This window comes from Ancrocorticia sp., from assembly GCF_052089425.1.
GTDB lineage: Bacteria > Actinomycetota > Actinomycetes > Actinomycetales > Actinomycetaceae > Ancrocorticia.
This window is the reverse complement of sequence record NZ_JBQCZW010000004.1, coordinates 52,922-78,023: the sequence shown is the minus strand read 5'-3', so window position 1 is coordinate 78,023 and position 25,102 is coordinate 52,922. Positions and strand designations below refer to the sequence as shown.

The 25,102-nt window shown below is 59.4% G+C and carries 19 protein-coding genes; 14 read left to right on the top strand and 5 right to left on the bottom strand.

Annotation, left to right across the window (positions count from 1 at the left end; all coding sequences use genetic code 11):
* Window positions 1-71: 71 nt before the first annotated feature.
* Window positions 72-884, bottom strand: a complete 813-nt coding sequence (proC, locus tag ACTHV6_RS02840; protein ID WP_441385750.1) for a pyrroline-5-carboxylate reductase — start codon at window positions 882-884, stop codon at window positions 72-74.
* A gap of 71 nt (window positions 885-955) precedes the next feature.
* On the opposite strand from proC, the gene ACTHV6_RS02835 reads away from it, so the two are divergent.
* The 8 genes from ACTHV6_RS02835 to smc all read left to right on the top strand — a co-directional run bounded on the left by ACTHV6_RS02835 (window position 956) and on the right by smc (window position 13,428).
* Entirely contained in the window at window positions 956-1,738 is a 783-nt protein-coding gene (locus tag ACTHV6_RS02835; RefSeq protein WP_441385749.1) for an SDR family NAD(P)-dependent oxidoreductase, read from the top strand.
* A gap of 308 nt (window positions 1,739-2,046) precedes the next feature.
* On the top strand, window positions 2,047-5,289 hold the full coding sequence (gene ileS / locus ACTHV6_RS02830; RefSeq protein ID WP_441385748.1) for an isoleucine--tRNA ligase: 3,243 nt from the start codon (window positions 2,047-2,049) through the stop codon (window positions 5,287-5,289).
* A 5-nt stretch (window positions 5,290-5,294) separates the two neighbouring features.
* Window positions 5,295-6,872 (top strand): bifunctional folylpolyglutamate synthase/dihydrofolate synthase, encoded by a 1,578-nt coding sequence (locus tag ACTHV6_RS02825; RefSeq protein ID WP_441385747.1) that lies wholly within the window; start codon window positions 5,295-5,297, stop codon window positions 6,870-6,872.
* 149 nt (window positions 6,873-7,021) lie between these two features.
* The gene (gene ndk, locus ACTHV6_RS02820; RefSeq protein WP_441385746.1) at window positions 7,022-7,438 is read left to right on the top strand and encodes a nucleoside-diphosphate kinase; all 417 of its coding nucleotides are present in this window, start codon (window positions 7,022-7,024) and stop codon (window positions 7,436-7,438) included.
* Window positions 7,439-7,474: 36 nt separating this feature from the next.
* Window positions 7,475-8,470, top strand: a complete 996-nt coding sequence (gene dhaK / locus ACTHV6_RS02815; RefSeq protein ID WP_441385745.1) for a dihydroxyacetone kinase subunit DhaK — start codon at window positions 7,475-7,477, stop codon at window positions 8,468-8,470.
* 2 nt (window positions 8,471-8,472) lie between these two features.
* Window positions 8,473-9,096 carry a dihydroxyacetone kinase subunit DhaL gene (gene dhaL / locus ACTHV6_RS02810; RefSeq protein WP_441385744.1) on the top strand — a complete coding sequence of 208 codons (624 nt, stop codon included), beginning with the start codon at window positions 8,473-8,475 and terminating at the stop codon, window positions 9,094-9,096.
* A gap of 2 nt (window positions 9,097-9,098) precedes the next feature.
* Window positions 9,099-9,791, top strand: coding sequence for an HPr family phosphocarrier protein (locus ACTHV6_RS02805; RefSeq protein WP_441385743.1), 693 nt, complete (start codon window positions 9,099-9,101; stop codon window positions 9,789-9,791).
* Between the two features lie 94 nt (window positions 9,792-9,885).
* Window positions 9,886-13,428, top strand: coding sequence for a chromosome segregation protein SMC (smc, locus tag ACTHV6_RS02800; RefSeq protein WP_441385742.1), 3,543 nt, complete (start codon window positions 9,886-9,888; stop codon window positions 13,426-13,428).
* 83 nt (window positions 13,429-13,511) lie between these two features.
* Here the strand turns inward: smc and ACTHV6_RS02795 are convergent, their stop codons facing one another.
* Together ACTHV6_RS02795 and ACTHV6_RS02790 are read right to left on the bottom strand one after the other, a co-directional pair.
* Window positions 13,512-14,429, bottom strand: a complete 918-nt coding sequence (locus ACTHV6_RS02795; protein ID WP_441385741.1) for a hypothetical protein — start codon at window positions 14,427-14,429, stop codon at window positions 13,512-13,514.
* Window positions 14,429-15,172, bottom strand: a complete 744-nt coding sequence (locus tag ACTHV6_RS02790) for a hypothetical protein (protein WP_441385740.1) — start codon at window positions 15,170-15,172, stop codon at window positions 14,429-14,431. Before ACTHV6_RS02790 ends, ACTHV6_RS02795 begins: the two co-directional genes overlap by 1 nt.
* A gap of 780 nt (window positions 15,173-15,952) precedes the next feature.
* On the opposite strand from ACTHV6_RS02790, the gene ACTHV6_RS02785 reads away from it, so the two are divergent.
* The gene (locus tag ACTHV6_RS02785) at window positions 15,953-16,330 is read left to right on the top strand and encodes a hypothetical protein (protein ID WP_441385739.1); all 378 of its coding nucleotides are present in this window, start codon (window positions 15,953-15,955) and stop codon (window positions 16,328-16,330) included.
* On the opposite strand, the gene ACTHV6_RS02780 is transcribed toward ACTHV6_RS02785, so the two are convergent.
* A complete protein-coding gene (locus tag ACTHV6_RS02780; RefSeq protein ID WP_441385738.1) occupies window positions 16,327-17,538 on the bottom strand; it encodes a glycine C-acetyltransferase in 1,212 nt (403 codons plus the stop codon). The genes ACTHV6_RS02785 and ACTHV6_RS02780 overlap by 4 nt on opposite strands.
* Entirely contained in the window at window positions 17,526-18,581 is a 1,056-nt protein-coding gene (tdh, locus tag ACTHV6_RS02775; RefSeq protein WP_441385737.1) for an L-threonine 3-dehydrogenase, read from the bottom strand. Before tdh ends, ACTHV6_RS02780 begins: the two co-directional genes overlap by 13 nt.
* 137 nt (window positions 18,582-18,718) lie before the next feature.
* Between tdh and ftsY the strand changes: the two genes are divergently transcribed.
* The 5 genes from ftsY to ffh all read left to right on the top strand — a co-directional run bounded on the left by ftsY (window position 18,719) and on the right by ffh (window position 25,092).
* Window positions 18,719-19,888, top strand: coding sequence for a signal recognition particle-docking protein FtsY (gene ftsY / locus ACTHV6_RS02770; protein ID WP_441385736.1), 1,170 nt, complete (start codon window positions 18,719-18,721; stop codon window positions 19,886-19,888).
* Window positions 19,889-20,038: 150 nt separating this feature from the next.
* Complete coding sequence (locus ACTHV6_RS02765; RefSeq protein WP_441385735.1) at window positions 20,039-21,343, top strand: ammonium transporter; 1,305 nt, start codon at window positions 20,039-20,041, stop codon at window positions 21,341-21,343.
* 2 nt (window positions 21,344-21,345) lie between these two features.
* Window positions 21,346-21,684, top strand: a complete 339-nt coding sequence (locus tag ACTHV6_RS02760; protein ID WP_441385734.1) for a P-II family nitrogen regulator — start codon at window positions 21,346-21,348, stop codon at window positions 21,682-21,684.
* Entirely contained in the window at window positions 21,674-23,461 is a 1,788-nt protein-coding gene (locus ACTHV6_RS02755; RefSeq protein WP_441385733.1) for an HD domain-containing protein, read from the top strand. The genes ACTHV6_RS02760 and ACTHV6_RS02755 overlap by 11 nt, the downstream gene beginning before the upstream one ends.
* Window positions 23,462-23,526: 65 nt before the next feature.
* A complete protein-coding gene (ffh, locus tag ACTHV6_RS02750; protein ID WP_441385732.1) occupies window positions 23,527-25,092 on the top strand; it encodes a signal recognition particle protein in 1,566 nt (521 codons plus the stop codon).
* The last annotated feature ends 10 nt before the right edge of the window (window positions 25,093-25,102 follow it).

Sequence of the window (25,102 nt, the reverse complement as noted above, 5' to 3'; positions counted from 1 at the left end):
CCGTGTTTCGTGATGTGAATCTCGTGGCACGTCCAGCGAGGGTGCGGGGCTAGTTGCCCAGAAGTTCACGGTTAGTTACCCAAAAGCTCGACATCCCTATCGATGGCGGCCTGAACGCCCTTGACGGTTGCTCGGCCGAAGCCCGCCTCCTCAAGGGCAACCACACCGGCCACCGTTGTACCGCCGGGGGACTGAACCAGATCGGCCAGATCCGCGGGGCTTTCCTCCTTTTCGAGGATGAGAGAGGCAGCCCCAAGCACGGCTTGGGCTGCGATTCGGACAGCTTGGGCCTTCGGGATTCCATTGGCAACGCCGCCGCGGGCGAGTGCATCAATGTACTCAAAGGTGAAGGCGGGCGAGCATCCGGCAATGGCGGCAAAAGCGGAGAAGTCCTTTTCCGCCATGACTTCCACCTTGCCAACGGCCTCGAAGATGGCGGTGATTGAAGCGAGCGCCTCCTGGGATACGTGCCTGTTCGGGCAGATGGCGCTCATCGATTTGCCGATCTGTGCGGCCACGTTTGGCATGACACGCACAACGGCTTGGCGCTCCCACAGATAGGAGTGGAGGGTGGCCAGCGAGGTGCCGGCGGCGATGGAGACGAGCGTTATGCCGGATTCGCCGGTCACATCGGCGATCTCATCCAGTACGGCGCCGATGACGTTTGGCTTGACCGCGAGGATAACTGTTCCGCCAGCGCCCACGCCCCTGACAAGCTCAACGTTGCCCTCGGCCACGCCCACACCCGTCTGATCCGCGAGAGCCTTGGCGCGTTGCGGGTGAGCTTCGGCCACCAGCACATCGGAGGCGGCGTAGGCCCCACTTTCCAGAACACCGTTCAAGATTGCGCCGCCCATGGCACCGGCACCAATAAATCCAAGCATTGTTCAGCCTTTCCGTGTTGGGTTGGCACTACTCTAGTAGGTAAGTGAAGTGACACGAGAGGGGAATCATCATGGCACGAATTGTTGTGACAGGGGCATCCACCGGAATCGGGGAGGCGACGGTCCGGCGTTTAGTTGACGAAGGCTATAGCGTTGTGGCCACGGCGCGCAGGCAGGAGCGCTTGATCGCCCTGTCCGAGCAGACGGGCTGTAGCTATTTCGCCGCGGATCTGACGGTTCAGGAGGATATTGACGGCCTCGTGGAGTTCCTTGGTCAGGAGCCGGTGGCCGGGTTGGTGAACGTGGCCGGTGGCGCGCTGGGGCAGGATCCCGTGGCCTCTGGCGCCATCGCCGATTGGCAGCGGATGTATGACATCAACGTGATCTCCACGCTGCGCCTGACTCAGGCGCTGCTGCCCCGCTTCCGCGAGCACGGTGGCGATCTTGTTTTCCTCACCTCAACGGCGGCCCATGAAACCTATCCGGGTGGCGCCGGATACACGGCGGCGAAGCACGCCGAACGCATGATTGCCAACACGCTCCGGATTGAGCTAGTGGGCGAGCCGGTGCGCATCATCGAAGTGGCCCCGGGTATGGTCAAGACGGAGGAGTTCTCCAAGAACCGGCTCGGTGGCGAAGATGCGGCGGAGAAGGTCTATCAGGGTGTTGCCGAACCATTGGTTGCCGAGGACATCGCGGACATCATCTTCTGGGCGCTCTCACGCCCCAAGCATGTGAACATCGATCTGGTCACGGTGCGCCCTGTGGCTCAGGCCAACAGCTGGACGGTTGCCCGCAGCGCGGATGCTCCGGAACCAGAACTGCCCCGTACGGCGCTCGATTCCATCAAATAGTGAGCAGAATGACGCCGCGGCGGTGCCCCCGCTGCTGGCCCCGTTGGCGCCCCGCTGGCTAGACTAGGCAAAGTTGTGTTGATCCGGCTGGGCGCCTGCCGCCTAGGTATCACCGGGGAGCATTCGGAAGAACGGATGGGTTCGTCGTCGTCGAAAAAGGCGGTGCCAACGAACCGGTCCAAGTAGAACCGAACGGCTGGACTCGATATCGTCCCCAATGAGCGGCCGCGCATGCGGCAAGCGAGGTGGTACCGCGGCCCGGCAAACGCCGGTCCGTCCTCGTGTGTCCGAACACGACGAGGAGAGAAATGGCCCACTATCCGCTCCACCGCGAAGGCGACGTCACGGCGTCACCCTCCTTTCCGACGATGGAAGAGGAGGTGCTGGCGTATTGGGAACAGGACGGCACCTTCCAGGCATCCATTGACAACCGTTCCGCCGGCCCCAAGGGCTCTAACGAATTTGTCTTCTACGATGGCCCCCCGTTTGCCAACGGCCTGCCCCACTACGGGCACCTGCTGACCGGCTACGTCAAGGACGTGGTGGGGCGCTACCAGACCATGCGGGGCAAGCGAGTGGAGCGCCGTTTCGGGTGGGACACCCACGGGCTGCCCGCTGAGCTCGAGGCGGAAAAGACCCTCGGTATCACGGACAAGTCCGAAATCGAGGGCCCGAACGGAATTGGCATCCGCGCCTTCAACGAGGCCGCCCGCGGTGGCGTCATGAAGTACTCCGCCGAGTGGCAGAACTACGTGACCCGTCAGGCGCGATGGGTGGATTTCGATAACGATTACAAGACCATGGATCCCGAATTCATGGAATCGGTGATCTGGGCGTTCAAGCAGATGTATGACAAGGGCCTGATCTACGACGGCTTCCGTGTGCTGCCCTACTGCTGGAACGATGAGACGCCGCTGGCCAACCACGAACTCAAGATGGATGACGATATCTATCAGGACCGCACCGATCAGACGGTGACGGTTGGACTCCGCCTCGAAACCGGGGAGCTGGCGCTCATCTGGACCACCACGCCGTGGACCCTTCCCTCCAACTTGGCCATCGCCGCCGGACCGGATATCGATTACGTGACGGTCCGCCCGAGTGATGGTGCGCTGGCGGGCCAGAGCGTTGTTTTGGCCGAAGCGCTCGTTGGCGCCTACGAAAAGGAACTGGGAGAGGCCCCCGAGGTGCTGGCGCGCTGTAAAGGTTCGGACCTTGTGGGCAGGCGCTACACGCCGATCTTCGATTACTTTGATACTCCCGAACGGCGGGGGGATGGCGAGGCTCCTGGGCCCAACGCGTGGACCATCATCTCCGGCGATTTCGTCACCACAGAAGACGGCACGGGGCTGGTGCACATCGCCCCAGCTTTCGGTGAAGACGATATGAACGTGTGCCGTGCCCACGGGATCCGCCCCGTGGTGCCCGTGGATGATGCCGGGAAGTTCACGGCAGAAGTTCCGGACTACGCCGGCGAACAGGTATTTGATGCCAACCGCCTCGTGATCGCGGACCTACGTGACGGCACCGGCAATTTGGCCCGTCAGGAACCGGCGGTGCGTGCGGTGCTGGTCAAGCAGGCCTCCTACACGCACTCCTATCCGCACTGCTGGCGCTGCCGCCAGCCGCTGATCTACAAGGCCGTGAGCTCATGGTTCGTGGCCGTGACCGAGTTCCGCGATCGTATGGTGGAGCTCAACCAAGAGATCACGTGGGTACCGGAGCACATCAAGGACGGAATCTTCGGGAACTGGCTCGCGGGCGCTCGTGACTGGTCCATTTCGCGCACCCGATTCTGGGGTTCGCCCATCCCCGTATGGAAGTCCGATAACCCCGAGTATCCGCGCGTGGACGTGTACGGTTCGTTGGCCGAGTTGAAAGAAGATTTCGGCACCGTTCCGATGAACGACGACGGCGAGGTGGATTTCCACCGCCCGTACATCGACGAGCTGGTGCGGGCGAACCCGGACGATCCGACGGGCCAATCCATGATGCGCCGTGTCCCCGATGTTCTGGACACGTGGTTTGATTCTGGCTCTATGCCTTACGCACAGGTGCATTATCCGTTCGAGAATCAGGATTGGTTCGAGAACCATTACCCCGGCGATTTCATCGTCGAATACATCGGGCAAACGCGCGGGTGGTTCTACAACCTGCACGTGTTGGCCACGGCGATCTTCGATACGCCATCCTTCCTCAATTGCGTCTCGCACGGCATCGTGCTGGGCGATGACGGACGGAAGATGAGTAAGTCGCTGCGCAACTACCCCGATCCGCTCAGGGTGTTCAACGAATACGGTTCGGACGCCATGCGGTGGTTCCTCATGAGCTCACCGGTGGTGCGCGGTGGCAACCTTGTGGTGACGGAGGATGCGATTCGCGATACCGTGCGCCAGATCCTCCTGCCGCTGTGGAACTCCTACTATTTCTTCTCGCTGTACGCCGGTGCCTGCAACCGCGGGGCTGGCTACGATGCCCGCGAGGTAGAGATGGAGAACGCCGATGTGGTGAGCGGGCTGGACGTTCAGGACCGCTACCTGCTGGCGCACACCCAGCGCTTGGCACGCAAGGTGCGCGAGCTGCTGGACGCCTACGATATCCCCGGAGCCACCGCCGTTGTTCGTGATTACCTGGATGTGCTGACCAACTGGTACGTGCGTACCTCGCGTGATCGCTTCTGGAACGAGGATGCGAAGGCGTTCGATACCTTGTACACGGCGCTCAAGGTGCTCACCGAGGTGTCTGCCCCGCTCCTCCCCCTGATGTCAGAGGAGATCTGGCGCGGGCTGACCGGCGGGCGCTCCGTGCATCTGGTGGATTGGCCGGAGCTTCCTGAGACTGTGGCAGACGATGCGTTAGTGGCCCAGATGGATGAGGTGCGTTCCATCGTGTCCGCCGCGCATTCGCTGCGTAAGACTCACAGCCTGCGCGTTCGCCAGCCGCTGCGGTCCATGACGGTTGTGACCGATCAGGATCTGTCCGCCTACACGGACCTGATGGCCGGGGAAGTCAACGTGAAGAGTGTGGCACTCAAAGATGTTGAGACATCAGGTATGCAAGTGACTCGCGACTTGGCCGTGCTGCCCCGTGAGCTCGAGCCTGCCATGCGCAAGCTCACCTCCGCGCTGTTCAAGGCGGCTCGTGACGGCGCTTGGGAGGAAGTGGCGGGCGGCGTGCGCCTGAACGTAGGTGATGGCGTTGTTCTTCAGGAAGGCCAGTACACGCTGACCAGCCAAGTGGTGTCCGAGGAAGGAAGCGTGGCCTCGATGCTGCCGTCCGGTGCCTTCATCGCTCTTGATACGGAGATCGATGCAGAACTGGAAGCCGAAGGCTACGCGCGCGATGTTGTTCGCGCTGTTCAGGACGAACGCAAGAACGCCGGGCTGCACGTGGCGGATCGGATCGCTTTGACGCTGGCCGTCCCTAGTGATCGTGTGGAAGGTGTCAAGGCGCATCTGGACTTCATCGCGTCCGAGACGCTGGCCCTTCAGGCCACAGTTGAGGGCGGCGCAGATGCTATTCAGGTTCATGTTGAAAAGGTGGAACGCTAAAAGCCATGAGTGATGAGTTGGATAAGCGCGAGGATTCTGGCGCGGAAGATCGTGATGCCGAGGGCCGTGAGGATGTTGAGGGTGTTGAGGCGCGCGAGGACGCAGAATTCGATGCGGCTATCAAAGCGGTGGTTTCCTCCGGCCTCATAGCTGGCCCCGACCCGTCCGTTATTCAGGATGTGGTGGCCGAGGAAGCTCCCGATCCAACTCAGCAAATGGCTGATGATCTGACCGCTGATCTGGACGTTGATCGGATCTACCGGGAGATCCTCACCCGGGCGCCCGAACACAAGGTGCAGCCGTCGCTGGATCGTGTTCGGGATTGTCTGGACTTGATGGGTAATCCGGAGAAGACGTTCCGGGCGATTCACATCACCGGGACCAATGGAAAGAGCTCCACGGCCAGAATGGTCGAGGCACTGGTTCGGGAACGGGGGCTGCGGACAGGGCGTTTCACATCGCCTCACTTGACCACCGTGCGCGAACGAATCGCGATAGACGGCACGGCTATTTCCCGCGACGCCTTCATTCAAGCGTGGGAAGATGTCCAACCATTTATTGAGATGGTGGATGCTGCCTCCGCTCGGACCGGCGGTCCTCGAATGAGCTTCTTCGAAGTGTTCACGGTGATGGCATACGCGGCGTTTGCGGCTGCACCGATCGATGTGGCTGTTGTTGAAGTTGGCATGGGGGGCCTGTGGGACGCAACGAACGTGATTGACGCGGACGTGGCGGTTCTGTGCCCCGTGGCGATGGATCACGAGCGGTGGCTGGGATCTACGCTTGAGGGCATCGCCCATGAGAAGCTGGGGATCGTCAAGGAAGGCTGCACGTTCGTGTGCGCGCAGCAGTCCGATATCGTGGCGGAGATGGCGATGGAGCGGGCGAAGGAAGTACACGCCCAGCTCCTCATCGCTGGGCCACAGATGCACGTCATCTCCCGTGAAACGGCCGTTGGTGGCCAACTGATCTCCGTCCAGACCCCCAGTGCACGCTACGAAGATATTCCGCTGGGGTTGCGCGGGGATTATCAGGCCGATAATGCCGTCCTCGCCATCACGGCGGTGGAGGCGTTCTTTGGGGGCAAGGCGTTGGACGGGTTGGTGGTGGAACACGCCCTCATGGCCGTGTCCTCGCCGGGACGCCTCGAGGTTGTTCGCTCATCGCCCACCGTTGTGGTGGACGCTGCGCATAACCCCCACGGGGCGCAGGCCACCGCGCGTGCGTTGGATGAGTACTACCCCGGACGGCGTGTTGGCGTTATTGCCATGATGGCGGATAAAGATGTGGAAGGCTATCTGGGCCAGATGGAACCGGCGCTCGCCGAACTGGTGGTCACGGGTATGCCCACCGAGCGGGCGATGCCCAGCGATAATTTGGAGCTGATTGCTCGTAAGGTGTTCGGTAGCGATCGTGTTCACCGCGAAGATGATCTTCTTGCAGCAATCGATATGGCGGCCGGTTTGGCCGAGTCGGATGATTCGGAGCCCATGACCTCGCCCATCGTTTTGGTGACAGGTTCGATTCAGTTGGTTGCCGAAACACGCACGTTGATGGGTCAGGGCGCGCCCGACGGGGCATGATCCTGCCAACTAGCAGCACGCACCTCCTCCTGTAAGTTTCGTGACCTAGAGCATATGATTGTTCCGATGTAGTACGTTGGCATCATCGGTTCGGCCAAAGAGCGACGAACGGCCCATATATCACGCTGTGAGGTGAGACAATTAACGCTATGAGTACAGAGCGAATTTTAGTTTTGGTCAAGCCCGATGGCGTTCGTCGCAACCTCGTTGGAGAGGTTTTGCGCCGCATCGAAGCCAAGGGATACACCTTGGAGGACATTGCATGGAAGAACGCTTCGGAAGAGCTTCTTGCCAAGCATTACAACGAATTGGTTGACAAGCCCTTCTATCCTGACATCGTTTCATACATGACATCTGGCCCAATTGTGGCCGCGGTGTTCAACGGTGCTCAGATTGTTAAGGGCGTTCGAAACCTTGCCGGAGCTACAGATCCAACCAGTGCAGCACCGGGAACAATCCGCGGCGATCTGGCGCGTGATTGGGGAGACGGGAATGTCGAGAACATCGTTCACGCATCGGACAGTCCCGAAAATGCAGAAAGGGAAATTGCTCTTTGGTTTGCCTGATGGGCAGGCCACTGGCGATTGCAAGGAGGCACACCAGTGAAGGCACTTATCAATAATCCTCACGATGTTGTTGAAGAGGTACTCGAGGGATTTGCCCGCGCAAATCATAATCTCGTTGCTCTTCACAAAGAACCCATCTGGGTAGGAAGAGCACAACCACGTGACGGCGTAGCAGTAGTCTCGGGCGGAGGATCAGGCCACGAACCGCTGCACGCGGGATTTGTTGGTGACGGCATGCTCGATGCCGCTGTGCCAGGGCCGATGTTCACTTCACCCACACCTGACGCGATTCTTGCGGCAATCGAAGCCGCGGATAATGGGGCAGGCGTGGTGTGTATCGTCAAGAACTACACGGGCGACGTGTTGAATTTTGAGATGGCAGCGGAGTTAGCAGCTGCCAGCGGGCACGAGGTACGGAGCGTTCTCGTTGCTGATGACGTGGCTGTTGAGGACTCAACGTTCACGGCGGGGCGGCGTGGAGTTGCTGGAACATTGTTCGTGGAAAAGGTTGCCGGCGCCGTTGCTCAGGCGGGCGGATCGCTTGACGAAGTAGAAGCGGCCGCTTCTGCGATGGCAGCGTCAGTTCGGTCCATGGGATTGGCATTGCGCGGATGCACGCTTCCTCATGTGGGCGAGCCGGGCTTCGCGCTGACCGATGATGAGGTGGAGCTGGGTGTTGGGATACACGGTGAACCAGGGCGCTCTCGGGTGTCCATGGCCAGCGCCGATGATCTGACCGATCAGCTTCTCGATGCCATCCTTGCTGATAAGCCTCTCGAATCCGGTGATCCCGTGATTGTTCTGGTGAACGGCATGGGTGCCACACCTGGATACGAGTTGGATATCGTGTTCCGGCGCGTAGCCCAGCGACTCGATGATGCTGGTATCACCATCGCTCGTAACCTCGTGGGTAACTACGTGACGAGTCTCGATATGGAGGGCGTGTCAGTCACGATCGCCAAGGCCGATGATACGGTTTTGGGCCTCTGGGACGCCCCAGTGCACACTCCGGCGTGGCGAAAGGGTTGCTAGCTATGTCCCTAGACCAAGTGTGGGTACTCAAGTGGACGGAGCTTGCCGCTTCGGCAGCGCAGTCCCACAGGGAAGAACTCACAGCACTGGATCGCGCTATCGGCGATGCTGATCACGGCGAGAATCTGGATCGTGGATTCACAGCCGTGACGCAGGCCTTGGCTCAGGATGTGCCCGCTGATCCAGCTCAAATTTTTCGCACGATCGCTATGACCCTCATGTCCAAGGTTGGCGGAGCATCTGGCCCGCTGCTTGGCACAGCCTATCTGCGGATGTCCTCCGCAGCAGCGGCGCAGATGGGTCCTCGCGAGCTGGCCGCAATGATCGAAGCGGCGAGTGCAGGAATTCAAGCCCGCGGCCGGGCAACTCAGGGGGAGAAAACGATGGTTGATGCGTGGGCCCCGGCCTCCCGCGCAGCACAAGAAGCCGCCGAATCTGGGGCGGATTGCGTGGGCGTACTTCAAGCCGCGGCTGATGCTGCAGCTGAGGGCGCTCAGACAACCCTCGGTATGGTGGCAACGAAAGGGAGAGCATCCTATCTGGGAGAACGGTCCGCAGGTCACCTTGACCCTGGGGCAGTTTCTTCATCGTACCTACTGGACGCGGCACTGAAGGCGGCACAATAAGCATGGCTATTGGATTTGTACTAGTTTCACATTCGAAGGACGCCGCGCATGCGGTTGCACAGTTGGCGGCAGAGATGGCGCCAGATGTTCACTGTGTTCCCGTGGGCGGCAACACTGACGGAGGGTTCGGAACAGATGTTACTCAGGTCATTGACGCCTGCGACAAGGTGGAAGATACCTGTGAACGCGTGATCGTGATGGCCGATCTTGGTTCCGCTCGTATGGCCGCAGAGATGGCCGTTGAAGCGGGCGCAAACGCGAGTGACGGAACGCCGCGGCGCGTGATGGGCCCAGGTCCCTTCCTCGAGGGGACAGTTTCGGGAACTGCCGCCGCTCAGGGCGGTGCGCGCCTCGCACAGGTTGTTCGTGCGATCGCTTCCTCCCTACAGTACTGGCGCGATTACAAGCTCCCCGAGAAGGAAACAACGCCAGCATCGAGTGTGGATGGCTTCCAAACCCAGGTGATGGTTGTTGATGATGCAGGCCTTCATGCCCGTCCAGCCGCAGTTCTCGCCCAACGTATTATGGAAGAACCTGTCAACATCCTGATTAACGGAGTTGCTGGCGATTCGATGATGGAGATTTTGCTGCTAGGCGTCCAGAAGGGCGAACGCGTGATCGTTTCTAGTCCGGATCGTGGATCAGAGGAATCAGTGAAGAGGATCGCCGCCGCGATCGCCGGTGGCTTGGCCTAGATCTTCGAACTCCGAATCACAAACGAAAAAGGAGCCTCCCCACGCGGGCTGGCTCCTTTTTCGCGCTCTGGAGCCGAAAGGGTATCCTGAACGGGTGTATCTCAAATCGTTGACGCTCCGAGGCTTCAAATCGTTCGCCTCGTCAACAACGATGCGTTTTGAGCCGGGCATTAACTGCGTGGTGGGGCCTAACGGGTCAGGAAAATCCAATGTAGTTGACGCACTGGCATGGGTGATGGGGGAGCAGGGCGCAAAAAACATGCGTGGTGGCGCCATGGCGGATGTCATTTTCGCTGGTACGTCTGCCCGCCAAGCCCTCGGCCGCGCCGAAGTTTCGCTAACGATCGATAACTCCGATGGTGCCCTGCCCATCGAGTACCGCGAAGTCACCATTTCGAGGACTCTTTTTCGCTCGGGTGGGTCCGAATACGCGATCAATGGCGCCTCGTGCCGGCTGCTCGATATCCAAGAGCTGCTTTCCGATACCGGCATGGGCAAAGAAATGCATGTGATCATTGGTCAGGGAAAGCTTGATGAGGTCCTGACCTCGAGTGCGGAGGATCGCCGCGGCTTCGTCGAAGAAGCAGCCGGGTTGCTCAAGCACCGCAAGCGTAAGGAGAAGGCCTTACGCAAGCTCGAAACAATGCAGGGTTCGCTCACGAGGATCGAGGACCTCACAGTTGAACTACGGCGCCAGATGGGACCCCTTGCGCGCCAAGCAGATGCGGCACGTAAGGCAGGCGTTATTCAAGCTGAATTGCGTGACGCGAAGGCGCGGTTGTTGGCCGATGATGTGGCCCAGCAGCAGGCTCGCCTACAGTCCCACAGTGCCGACGAGCAAAAGATTGCCAGCCAGCGTGCGGAGAATGCACGGCAGGTGGACGAGGCCAAGGAGCAGCTTGAGAGCCTCGAATTGGCTGCGGCCCAGTCACGTCCAGAAACGGCGCATATTGCTAAACAGGCCGAGGCGCTCGGATCATTGGAAGAGCGATACCGTTCACTCGGTGAGTTGGCGCGAGAGCGGCAGCGCTCCTTGGCTCAGGCGAGCGGTTCTGAGTATCGCGGGGAACGCCCTCAGGATATCCGTGACCGTTCCCGTCGTGCGCGAGAAGAAGAAGAGAAGCTGGAGGCAGCCGTACGGGAAGCGGCCGATCGGTTGGGTAGCCATGTTGGCGCTCGCGAACAACGTGAAGAACGTGAACGGCAGCTGGATAAGGACGTGGCTGAGTTCAATCGACAGCTGGCAAACAACCGCGAAGAGACGGCGCGCCATCAGGGAAAGATTGCCACCATCGAAGCCCGAATCGAGGCGCTGGATGGAGAGCTCGAGCGTGTGCAGGCGGCAGCTCGCGCGGCGCACGATCGAGGGCATGAGGCGTCGAATGAAGCGGCGAGGATCCACGAGGGCATGGTGGAGCCGCAACCGCCCGCCGAATACGAGGAAGCTACCGCGCATCTCGACGCGGCGAAAGATCAGCTGAGCCAGCTGCGTAAGGCCGAGCAGGCTGCGCGCGAGAAACTGGCCTCACTTAGAGCAACGGAGGAGACTCTGGCGCTCTCTCTTGAACCTGAGGACGCCACCGCGTGGTTGATGGCGAACAGCGATGCGCGCTTGCTCGCTGGGGACCTGAAGGTGCGTGAGGGATGGGAGTCCGCGTTCGAGGCTGGCCTCAGCGGAGCAGCGGCGGGTGCCGTTCTTGATAGCCATGCCCGCGCAACCAGTCTGCTCGCACGCGTCCATCAGGCTTCAGCCGGCCGGGTGGTGATGACGGTGTTGGGCGCCAACTCGCGGAGCCTGCGTGCCCGCTGCGAGGAACTAGACGAGTTAGCTGAGCGCGCCATCGCCGAATGCGGCGCTGCCGCTGGCGCTATGTGCGCGGTGGACGCGGTGGAAGCTTCCCCTGAGATCTTTGAAGGGATACACCCATCCCTCGCTGGAACCGTTCTTGCCTCGGACCTTGAGGCAGCGCGCGCCCTCGTGGACGCGGGCGCGCCACGTGTGGTGACGAAGGCTGGAGATCTCCTGACAGCCCACCTTGTGGCAGGAGGTGATGAGGCTGCGTCTGTGTTAGCGCGCCGAAACCGATACGATGTGGTCAAGCGTGAGGTAGTAACAGAACGCGAGAAGGCGGAGAACCTCCGGGAACAGATCGTTTCGAGTGAGGCGGAGGTCAAAGCCCTTTCGGCCCAGTGCCACGAGTTCGAGGCGGCGGCGGCTGTTGCTTCAGCCGCTCATACAAAGGCTCAGGCACAGCTGAAATATAGCCAACAGAGCGAAGCAGCGGCTCAGACAGAGGTAGCGCGCAACGAAGATCGTGCGGCAAAGATCCAGAAGGAGATTGCCGCGCGAACAAAGGAGCTGGCAGCGCTTCAGGAGCGGGGCGCACCACAAGCCTCGCAGGACTCCGGCGATCGCATCGCGACGCTACAAGAGGAACTCGGAGCCGCCCACGAAGCAACGCGGTCTACCCGCCAGCAGGAAACCGAGGCGCGGCTTGCCCTTCGTACAGCGGAGGAACGTTTGAGGGCCGTTGCGGGCAAATCCGATGCTCTCCTGCGACAGGCCGAAGCGGTTCAGGAGCGGATTGACCGCGCCAAGCGTGCAGCGGAGCGCCGGGTGGAGGCGGCACGAATGGCCGAAGAGGTAGCAGAGGCGGCGGCAAGAAGCCTCGCGGCCGTGCAAAGCCTGAGAGAGCGAGTATCGCGCGCCCGAGCACATAAGCAGGAAACTCAGGATGAATACGAGGCTGAGCTGCGAGAATGCCGCCGCAGGTTCGATGCGCTCGGCCAAGAGGCCACACGCCTCGCGGATTCCAAGCATCAGAGCGAGCTAATTCAGGCAGAACACCGCTTGAAATACGAGCAATTAGCAGCCCAAGCATCCGATGAACTCGGGATGGGCCCTGACGAACTTGTTGAGGAGTATGGCCCCTTCTTGCCTGTTCCTACTGAGACCGGCGAGGTCCCGTATATCCGCGGTGAACAAGAAAAACGCTTGGCCAAGGCTGAACGTGGGATCGCCCGTCTGGGTAAAATTAATCCGCTTGCTCTCGAGGAGCACGCTGCCCTAGAGGAACGTCAACGCTATCTCACTGATCAGCTGTCCGATTTGAAGAAATCGCGCAACGATCTCATGGACATCGTCAAGGACGTGGATCGTCACGTGCACGAAGTGCTAAGCGAGGCCCTGAGCGACGTCACCGAAAAGTTCTCGGAGGTCTTCTCCAAGCTATTTCCCGGGGGAGAAGGGCGGCTGGTCCTGACTGAACCGGACAGCCCGCTCACCACGGGAATTGAAATCGAGGCACGGCCCCCAGGTAAGCGTGTCAAGAGGCTTTCGCTGCTCTCGGGTGGTGAGCGTTCTCTGACTGCCTTCGCTTTCCTCGTCTCAATCTTCATGGCACGGCCCTCGCCCTTCTACGTGATGGACGAAGTGGAGGCGGCGCTGGATGATGCGAACCTCTCGCGGCTTCTCGGCGTCTTCCGTGAACTTCAGGAAAGCTCACAGCTCCTAGTGATCACCCACCAGAAGAGAACGATGGAAATTGCCGATACCCTGTACGGAATTGCCATGCAGGATTCGGGAGTCTCATCGGTTATCTCTCAAAGGCTGGCGGACCTCGGCCTGACAACTTAAATACCTACGGCGGCAACTATAACTAGCTGCGTCCATGGCCTACGTTGGGGTCCTGCTGGTCGCCTAAGCGCAGCCTGATGTTACTAGCGCAGAGGCGGTGCCTGCAGCCAGTATGTCGCTTCCGGTGACCAGCCAGTTGCTGTTGTGACACCGTACGTGGTTTCAAGCGGAAGCCACGCGCACTCCATATATCCCTCACATGTCATACGGACAGCGTCGTAGCGTTCTGCGGCACGCGGCCAGTCAACCAGAACGTCAACTGGGCGTGAGACTAGCGCCGTGTCTCGTAACTGATGGTGCGTCTGCTCGGCAGAATCTTGCGGGATAGCGAGTGGGAAACGGTCCACTAATTCCCGAAAATCTTGTGTCGAGCTAATAGTAAAGGTACGGGACGAGTCAGGAGTTTGCGTTACTCGTAAGGGTGCCCTTGGCGCGTCCTTGAGGAGATCTATTGGGCTCGTAGAGGCGTCCTCGCCGCACAGCCACCCCAATGAAATAGTCGCAGGGAAGCGAACCTTCTCACTGAATAGTTGAGACGTCATCCATAGTCCAGCTTCGTCGGAACCGGCCGAGTTGATGTAGTTCGGGGAGGTCCACCAGCACCACGACGCGGCACCGGTAGTGAGACGTACCTGATCTGACTCCGGTGCGTTGTACCAGCCGTCCGCGAACGCTTCGACGTGATCTGAAATTAGCGTTCCACGCACGATGTTGGCGTATTCCACGGTGAGGTTGCGTGCAAGCGAAGCAGCGCTGGAGCCGACTTGCATACCTTCGCCACCAAACGTATTTCCCACGGCGGCTGCCAACAGGAGAACCTGCGTCTCTTCGATGGGATAGGGTTCGATTTCTGGCAGGAGTGGCACTATCTCCTGGTGGAAGTCACGGGTGACGAGCTCCTCAACCAACATTTTCGGTGCTGTCTGCTGATCCTTGACCGCAACACCAGCCGCTTCGCAATAGGTAAGCCATCGACACAATACGGACGCAACTGTGCTCATCACTTTGTACCGCAAGGCAAGTTGATAGTATTGGTCGTCTGTTTAGCAGCATAACTCTTGTTATCGCTAGCGGTGATCGTACTGACGGTAATGCCTCGCCAATCTTCTCGTTTCAGGTTCTGACAAGACCATTTGACGTCCTTCTGTGTATATTCCTTAACGCTTGATGTAGAACCCTTCTTGCCGTCAGCTTGTGGATACCATCCGCCAAGCGAGGACCTATAGAACCTGTTCTCATTAGCAATCTGCTTAGGAGTTGTCTTACATTTAGTTACCGGCTTCCAGCCGATCGTTCCGTATCCGTTGCCCGTTGAATTCGAGCCAGTTCGCTTGTGCATGTACATCGGGCCGTCTTTGTGACTAGAGCCGACTGGTAGTAGCTCACACCCATCGGGGTTTTTGGGAGTGCTACGTTGGGCACTACTTGAACCGTACGCCAACTGATTTGCCTCAGTGGGGAAATCGCTTAGTACTGCACTAGGATCGACATCTCCATTACTGTTGTAGTATTTTTCGATCGCTTCAATGTCGCCAGATTCAATTCTGTTCGCCGTAGTCTCGTCGATCTCAATCCACTGCGTGTCCGAAGTAGTTCCCCCCTGAACGAAACCTTCAGGTGCCGATTGAGATTCCGAGGAATCTGAGGGCTCCTCAGACGGTGCCGCTGACGCAGCACCAGCAGTGCCCGAACTCAATATGAGAGCTATTACGAAAAGGAGGCCCCCAATATTCTTTATCTGCATACTGTTAATCTCCGCCCAAATCGAAGTTGCGCAAAGGTGAGAAAAGCTATCAGCTGACGCCGCTACGCTACGCTTTGAGCTTTTGTCACGCAAGGATTCTGACTTGTCGCTTATGACGCCCGCCGTGTTTACTCGGATCTTGTCGCTGAGGGCCAGGATGTTTCGTTGTGGATGATTTGCGACTCGATGGCGTTAAAGCCATAAGAGGTACCAGTTGCACCGTGATTAAGCTATGGTGCGCCAAAGTAAGTCACTACGCCAATAGCCATCAGAATAATCGCCCATGTTAGAGGCCGCTTCGCTGTTGGATGCGTAGTTACCACCATAATCCCTGAGCGAGATGCAACGCGCGCGACTCTGGCTTTGACGCTATGTACATCTGTTCTCCTAGTTCCAAGTTACCATTTCGTAAGTGCTGTAGCTCTGAAATTCACCGTAGCGTGGTAGGTGGGTGAGCGAGGGCGGTTTGAGCCGGTTGTCTTGATCTGTGGTCGGGGAATCGTAATCACTCAAAGGTTCCGAATTCAGCTACTTGATAGGTGTCGCTAAGTTCGTTCCTCTGAAACCGTTGAGTCTTCTTTCGATTGTTGGCATTTCAGAATTGGAACCATCTGGACTGTTCAGTAAGACTGACGCCTCCGTAGATTTCTCTGTGATCGTAACGAAATCTCTTGTTATGTGATCGTTACCGTGTGAGTGATGGAGGTCCCCAGATTGTCGCCGATCTCACGGTTTTTCAGGTGTGGTCTCTTCCCACTGCAGCAGAAGTGGGGGATAATTATGGCTGTGGTTGTCGCTATCTTGATTATGCTTGTTGTCCTCGCAGTGGTACTCAGCTACCTGTGCTTTTTCTATCTTCGCTCCAAGAACGTGTCGAGTTGGGTATCCGACTCGGTTGCGGCGTGGAGAGCAGATGAACTTGACGTGCACGATGAATTCGATGTGCAAGTGGTTGATGGCAGGCTGGGTGATCTTGCTGATTTCCCTCTGGATGCTGGTCACTCCTACGGACCGGATGAGATCGGGCAGGTATGGAACGAGGTTCGGACCTTTGAACGTGGGGCAGCAGAGGCCGTGACAGCGCCAGTCATCTCGGCGGCAGGAAAGCTCCGCCGCAGTGCCGCCAGCGCCGTGAGTGCAGATCGGGCGGAGCGCTAACCCACTTCATTGACTTCCTCGCGGCAGGCAATGAACGCCTGCACGCATTCGCGGACATCATCTTCGCTATGGGCGGCAGATAGCTGAACTCGTATCCGCGCTTCTCCCAGCGGCACCACCGGGTAGGAGAATCCGGTGACGTAAACCCCGCGATTCAACATGGCCGAGGCAATCTCGCTCGCTTGGCGGGCGCCATCGTCCCCGGGGAACATGACGGCAACAATAGGGTGGTTGCCCGGAAGCAGGGTGAATCCTGCTTCTGACATGAGCCTGCGGAACAAACTGGTGTTGCGGTCCACGCGGCGGCGCAGATGATCACCACTTCGAGCGAGTTCTAAGGCCTGAAGAGATCCTGTAACGATGGATGGCGCAACGGCGTTGGAGAACAGATATGGCCTAGCGCGCTGCTTGAGTAGCTCAATGACCAGACGCGGGCCAGCAACATATCCACCGGATGCCCCGCCGAGCGCCTTGCCCAACGTGCCCGTGACAATATCCACCCTGTCCTGAACCCCAAACATCGAAGGCGTCCCAGCCCCGTGTTCTCCCACGATGCCAGTGGCGTGGGAATCGTCCACAAGAACCAGCGCCCCGAACTGATCCGCGAGATCGCAAATCTCCGGCAGCTTTGCGAAGTATCCGTCCATCGAGAAAACGCCGTCGGTTGCGATGAGGATACGGCCAGCTCCGTTTGCTCGAGCGGCTTCGAGTTGGGCGCGGAGATCTGCCATGTCCGAGTTGCGATAGCGGTACCGCTGTGCTTTGCACAGTCGAATGCCATCAATGATCGAGGCGTGATTGAGGGCGTCGGACACGACGGCATCGTCTTGACCCAGCAGCACCTCGAAAACGCCTCCGTTGGCATCGAAACAGGATGCGAAAAGGATCGCATCCTCCTTGCCCACAAAAGAGGCGATAGAGGCTTCGAGTTCGCGATGGATCACCTGAGTGCCGCAAATAAACCTCACGGAAGCTGTCCCGTAGCCGAATTCGTCCAGCCCGTTCTTGGCGGCGCCGATAATATCGGGGTGATCGGCAAGCCCGAGGTAGTTGTTAGCGCAGAAGTTGAGACATTCACCCAGATCTGTCGCGATATGCGCCGCTTGGGGAGTGGTGATGGGGCGTTCGGCCTTGTACAGCCCGCCCGCGCGAATCTGATCGAGTTCGCCAGCAATATCTTCGGCAAAGGTGAACATTACTGAGTCCAATCCATGATTATTTTTCCACTGTTGCCCATTCGGGCGATATCAAAGGCTTCTTCCCACCGTTCGGCAGGCAGGCGGTGTGTGATCAGCGAGCGCACATGCTCGCGCAAGACCGAGGAGCTTGTCAGCAAGTTGGTGGCTCTGAACCACGTATCGAACATCATGCGACCGTACACGCCCTGCAGGGTGAGCATGCGGGTGATGACGGTGTTCCAATCAATGGGGTACGGAGCGGACGGTAGCCCGAGCATTGCGATGTTCGCTCCGAAGTTACATAGCTCGATCATCTGGGCCATGGCAGCCGGACTTCCTGATACTTCTAGCCCCACGTCAAAGCCTTCGCGTATATCAAGGGGCTCCAGTACATCAGCGAGGTTGTCTCGGGCAACGTTCACGGTGGTGGCACCGATGCCACTGGCCAGTTCGAGCCTGCGATCATTGATATCGGTGAGAACCACATGGCGAGCACCCACGTATTGAGCGATCGCGGCCGCGAATATACCAATGGGCCCAGCTCCAGAGATGAGAACATCCTCCGTGGCCAGCGGATATTGGAACGCGGTATGCACGGCGTTGCCAAACGGATCGAAGAGTGCGCCAAGATCGGGATCGATAGTTTCGGGCTGCACCCAGACGTTGCGAGCCGGAACCACCACATAATCCGCAAATGCACCGTCCCTATCCACACCCACGGAGCTCGTGCGCAGGCACATATGGTGCCGGCCGCGCCGGCAGTTCGAACACCGACGGCACACAACGTGACCTTCAACGGAAACGCGCTGGCCAACATGAAGCTCATCGATCCCTTCGCCCTCCGGGACAGAGGAGCCAACCTCCACGATTTCTCCATAGAATTCGTGACCGATGATTTGACCGGGAGTGACATGAGTGGCGGCAAAATCATCCCACGATTCGATGTGGAGGTCCGTTCCGCACAGCCCCGTGCGCATCACCCTAATCTTGACCTCGGACCTGCCCGTCATTGGTTCGGGAACATCGCGAAGTTCGAGGCCCGGACCCCTGTGAGGCTTGACCAATGCACGCATCTGAACCGCCTTTCAGATTCATCCTTGCCTCCCACTGTAAGTGTTTTGTTTCACATATGGGCCGAATCGGAAAGATTACGTGTTCGCAGGGCGCAACCCTGTAGAAAACATCGGTACCGATGCGCAAGACTGAGGGGGTGAATACAGAGACCACAGTCCTTATTGTTATCGCGGCGCTTCTGGCCATTGTTGTGGTGGCGCTCTTCATCGTCAAGAATCGCCGGCGTGACCAGCTCGAAGAAAGCCTGCGCCGCCCGCCGATCACATCCACAGAGGAAACAGCAGAGGAAGCAGAAAGCTCCGTGGAGGTGGAGGAAGCCCCGGCGGAACCCGAGGTTACCGTCCCCGCCATCGAGCTTCCCGAATCTGTGCCTTCCCGCATGCAGCGGCTGCGCGCGCGGCTTGCCCGTTCGGGCGGAATCGGTCAATCGATCCTCAGCATCCTTTCGCGTGGAGATCTCTCACCCGAAGATTGGGAGGAGATCGAAGATACGCTCCTCATGGCCGATGTTGGCCTAGAGCCTACAACGCAGATCATGGACAGCCTGAAAACCCAGACGAAGGTGGAAGGTACCCGTGATCCTCAGCGAGTGCGCGAGATCCTCCACAACGAACTCATGAAGCTCGTTGACCCCACGATGGACCGCACGCTCAAGACGGAACCGTCCACGGACGAATCCGGGGTGGCACATCCGGCCGCGATCCTCATGGTGGGTGTGAACGGCACAGGCAAAACCACCACCGTGGGTAAACTTGCCCGCCTGCTCATTGCCGAGGAGAAGACGGTGATCTTGGGTGCAGCCGATACCTTCCGTGCCGCGGCGGCGGATCAGCTAGCCACGTGGGGGATGCGCGTGGGCGTTGATGTGGTCCGCTCCGATCGTGAAGGTGCAGATCCGGCCTCTGTTGCCTTTGAGGCCGTCAAGGTTGCCGCGGAGCGGGGCAGTGACGTCGTCGTCGTCGATACAGCGGGGCGCCTCCAAAACAAAGCGGGCCTCATGGATGAACTCGGAAAAATCAAACGGGTGATGGAACGCAACGCCCCCGTAGGAGAGGTTCTGCTGGTACTGGACGCCACCACGGGGCAAAATGGCCTGCAGCAGGCGAAGGTGTTTGCGGAGGTCACGGGCATCACGGGAATCGTGCTCACCAAGCTGGACGGCACCGCCAAGGGTGGAATCGTCATTGCCGTGCAACGCGAGCTCGGAGTACCGGTGAAGTTCGTTGGACTGGGCGAAGGTGCGGACGATCTTGCCCCGTTCGATCCAGAAGGATTCGTGGACGCGCTGGTGGGAACGGCCTCATAACGTAACTCAGAACACACGTTTAACACGTTGGAAACAAGGTAGCGGGAGAGCGTTACTGGAATGTAATGTCCCCGCCCCCTAAGTGAAATGGCGGCAAGGAATCCTTGATGGTACGGAGCCGGCCGAGTGGCCGGACACTAGGAGGCCATCATGGAAGCCCTCGACACGGGCGCTACCGCATGGATGCTAACCTCGGCATCCTTTGTGCTGCTCATGACACCCGCGCTGGCATTCTTCTACGGGGGAATGAGCCGATCGAAGTCCGTCCTCAACATGATGATGATGTCGATCGGCACTATGGCTGTTATCGGCGTGGTCTACCCCCTGTGGGGATACTCGATGAGCTACGGAGAAAGCTCAGTTGGCGGGATCTTCGCCAACCCATTTGACGGTTTCAATCTGTCCGGCTTGATCTACGGCGAAGGCGGGGAGTTCCTGCTTGACGATCTGGGAGTCCCAGTGATCGTTGGCGTTGCCTTCCAGGCAACCTTTGCCATCATCACCGTTGCACTGATTTCCGGAGCACTTGCCGACCGCACGAAGTTCTCTTCATGGCTGGTTTTTGCTCTGCTGTGGGCAACCCTGTCCTACTTCCCGATGGCGCATATGGTGTGGGGCGGCGGCCTGCTGTCCGATTCGGAGGACGGCCTAGCGGCCATGTTGTTCGGCACCACGGACGGGGCGGCCACCGTTGCCCCCATTGACTTCGCTGGCGGCACCGTTGTTCACATCAACGCTGGCGTGGCTGCTCTGGTTCTCGTGCTCATTATCGGCAAGCGCAAGGGCTTTGGTCAGGACGCATTCCGCCCCCATAACCTCCCATTTGTCATGCTGGGCGCCGCCGGACTGTGGTTCGGATGGTTTGGCTTCAACGCTGGCTCCGCCTTCACGGCCGATGGTGCGGCAGGTATGGCGTGGGTCAACACCACCGCTGCCGCATCCGCAGCCATCTTGGGCTGGATCCTCACCGAAAAGCTGCGCTTTGGTCACATGACGGCGCTCGGCGCAGCCTCGGGTGTTGTTGCCGGACTGGTGGCTATCACCCCAGCGGCGGGCTCCGTCAGCCCCGTTGGCGCCATCATTCTTGGTGCAATCGCCGGCGCCGTGTGCTCGCTGGCGGTATCGCTCAAGACCAAGTTTGGCTATGACGATTCGCTGGACGTGGTGGGTGTTCACTTGGTGGGCGGCCTCATCGGAACGGTGCTTGTTGGCCTGCTCGCAACGGACACTGGCCTGTTCTACGGTGGTGGCATTGAGCAGACTATTGTCCAGATCGTGATTGCTCTTGTGGCTATCATTTACGCTGGAGTTATCACCGTGATCCTCGGATTCATCATCAAGGTAACGATGGGGTGGCGCGTGAGCGCTGAGGATGAGGATCGTGGAGTCGATTCTTCAGAACACGGCGAATCCGCATACGATCAGCTTGTTGGCGCATACTCGAAGGAGATCTGAACATGAAGCTTGTTACCGCAATCATTCAGCCCCACCGGCTCGATGAAGTGAAAAAGGCCGTCATGGCCGAAGGTGTCAAGGGCATGACCGTTTCCCAAGTGAACGGTTACGGCCGCCAGCGTGGCCACACCGAGGTATACCGCGGTGCGGAATACACGGTGGATCTCCTGCCAAAGGTCAAGATTGAGCTTGTGTGCTCTGATGATCAGGCCTCCGAGCTGGCGTTGACCCTTGCCGGGGCCGCCCGCTCTGGGCGTATCGGCGATGGCAAGATTTGGATCAGCACGGTGGACGAGGTTATTCGAGTCCGTACCGGGGATACCGGTGAGGATGCCCTCTAGCGGACCGCTATCTGGACTACGCGAGGCACGTCAGGGTTTTACACCCGGCGCTGCCTCGCGTAGGCGTTGGAGCGAGGAGATAGAACAAGCGCTGGGCGGCCTGTGGCAGGAAGCCTTGGCCGGGCAGGGAGTCCACGGCCCGATAAGTGGGATAGGGCTTGCCGCCGTTGGTTCGTTGGCGCGTAGGGACGCCGGGCCCCAGTCCGATTTGGATTTGGTGTTGGTTCACGACGGCGGGGCGCATCCAGAACTTGAGGGGGGCCTTGAGGGCCTATCAAATAGCTTGTGGTATCCGATCTGGGATGCCAATCTGGAGCTCGATCACTCGGTCCGTTCCCTCAAGGATTGCCGAGGCATCGCCAAGAAAGATCTTGCCGCTTCGATGAGCTTGCTAGATCTGCGCGTCATCGCTGGTGATAACGAACTCGTTGACCGGGCGGCTTCTGCAGTTCTCGCGGACTGGCGCGCGGGCGCGCGGCTGAGATTTGATGAGGTGGTGGCTGAACAGAGCGAACGGCGCGCGCAGTTCGGCAGGCTCGCCTACCTCATCGAAGGCAATCTGAAGGAAGCTGCTGGTGGCATGCGGGACGCGCTTCTCATCAAGGCCGTCGTGGCCGCGTGGCTGGCTGAACGGCCTTCGATCAACTACGACGGTGCGTATGAGTTTCTCCTCGATGTTCGTGACGCCCTGACATCGGTCACGGGGCGCCATCACAATGTGTTGAGGTTGCAGTACCAAGACGAGGTAGCCCAGATCCTTGGATTTGATGGCATCGGCGGGACTGATCCGGCCGATGAACTGCTGGCGGAGGTTTCCCGCGCCGCTCGGACGATCCGCGCCGCCTATACGGATGTGAAGCGGCGCGCTCGCGGCAGCCTTGAAACCGCAGGCCGGCGGCGCGGCCCTCGGTTGGTGCGCGGGCGGGCCCTTCCCCCGAGGCTCAAAGAGGTGGCGCCGGGTGTTGGTGAACTCGGTGGCGAACTTGTGTTGACCTCTGGGGCCTCACCCGCTGACCCTCAGGTGTTGTTTGCTCTGGCCGGCGAAGCCGCGCAGAGTGGAACTCCGATTCGCTTGGCGAGCTTGGCCCATATGTATCGCAGCGGTGCCGGGACCGCCGTGGCGGAATCCGCACCGTGGCCCGAGTGGGGGCGGCGTAGCTTTGAGCGGATCCTCAGTAGCGGGCGCAATCAGATTTCGGTGTGGGAAGCGCTGGATACGGCAGGTCTGCTCACTCAAATGATTCCACCGTGGGCTGAGATACGGAACTTGCCCCAGCGCTCCGCGATTCACAAACATACGGTGGATCGCCATCAATTCGAAGTGGCGTCGATTGTGCCCGACATGGAGAGCATCGATGGGCAATCTCTGGCGGCGCTTTCGCCCGAGCGGCGCAGCGCCGTTCTTGTGGCTGCATTCTTCCATGACATTGGCAAGCGCCCTGGGTTTCCCCACCACGCCCAACGGGGAGCCACGATGATCCCTGGAATCCTTGAACCCATGGGGTACCCGGAATCTCTCCGGGATGACGTGACGCTCCTGACCCGGCATCATCTGCTTCTTGGCGATTTGGCCACATCGGAGGATCCTCATGATCCGGCAACGTGGGCAACGCTCTCGGATGCCGTTGGCGGTGATGCAGAACTGCTGATCTGCCTCCATCTGTTGACGCAAGCAGATGCCTCCTCCTGTAAGCCAGAAGCGTGGGGGCCATGGAAGGCTAGTCTTGTCCGTCAGCTGGTTAATGAGGGATACGTCCACATGCGCCACGGGGCGTAGGCTCGGTGGCTCGCCCTAGCGTAGGATAGAAGGCAGTTTATTGACCGCAACTCGAAGGTAGGCCAGTGTTCGATACGCTTTCCGACCGCATTACCGGCTCGTTTAAGAACTTGCGCTCCAAGGGGCGCCTCACTGCATCGGATGTTGAGCAGACCGTTGGTGAAATCCGGCGCGCCCTGTTGGACGCCGATGTGGCGCTCCCGGTGGTCCGATCATTCACATCTGCCGTGCGTGAGAAGGCCACTGGGGCGTTAGCCTCGCAGGCGCTGAACCCCGGCCAACAGGTGGTCAGGATCGTCAACGATGAGCTGGTAGAGATTCTGGGTGGTGAGACCCGTGATCTCAACATGGCCTCAAGCGGCCCCACCGTCATCATGCTGGCAGGTCTTCAGGGTGCCGGTAAGACAACTCTGGCGGGCAAGCTGGGCTTGTGGCTGCGCGAACGCGATCACAAGGTCCTGCTGGTTGCCTCGGACCTTCAGCGCCCGAACGCCGTTCAGCAGCTGGAGGTTGTGGGAACACGGGCGGACGTTGATGTGTGGGCACCTGAGCCGGGTAACGGCGTGGGTGATCCCGTTGACGTGGCGCGCAATGGCTTGGAGTTTGCCAAGACCAACGGTTACGACGTTGTGGTGGTTGACACGGCCGGGCGGCTGGGCGTTGATCAGGAAATGATGCAGCAGGCCATCGATATTCGCGATGCCGTGCACCCGAATGAAACACTGTTCGTTGTTGACGCCATGATCGGTCAGGACGCCGTCACCACGGCCAATGCCTTCCAAGATGGCGTTGGCTTTTCCGGTGTGGTCATCTCCAAGCTGGATGGCGATACCCGAGGCGGTGCTGCGCTCTCAGTTCGTGGCGTCACCGGCAAACCCATCCTGTTCTCTTCCACAGGTGAGAAGCTTGAGGATTTTGAACGGTTCCACGCCGATCGTATGGCCTCACGAATCCTTGATATGGGCGATATTCTCACGCTCATTGAGCAGGCCGAGCGCACGTGGGACGAAAACCAGCAGGCTGAGCTCGCCTCCAAAATGGCGGGCGGCGATTTTACGCTGTCGGACTTCATTGACCAGCTTCACCAGCTCAAGCGCATGGGGTCCATGAAGAAGATCATGGGCATGATGCCGGGGATGGCTCAGTACCGTGACGCCATGGAAGAATTCGACGAGAGTTCGGTGGATCGCATTGAAGCGATCGTCAACTCCATGACTCCTGCCGAACGCGACGATCCGAAGGTTCTCAACGGATCGCGGCGCCTACGAATTGCCAACGGGTCAGGAACCACCGTTCAGGAAATCAATTCGTTCATCGATCGGTTTATGCAAGCCAAGAAGTTCATGGTTCAGGCGTCCAAGGGCGGAGGCATGCCAGGGATGCCCGGCATGCCGGGAATGCCTGGCGCTGGGGGCGGAGGCTCGCGTAAGGCCAAACGAGCAAAGAAAAAGAACTCTGGCAACAAGAAGGGCCGATCGGGTAATCCTGCAAAGCGCGCGCGGCAGGCTGCGGAAGAAGCGGCACAGGAGAACCTCAGTTCTCAGAACAAGGGGAGTGCGTTTGGCGGACCCGCCAAGTCTCAGGACCTCGATCAGGCCAGCATGGAGGAACTCCAGCGCTTCCTGCGGTAGAAACTCCGCG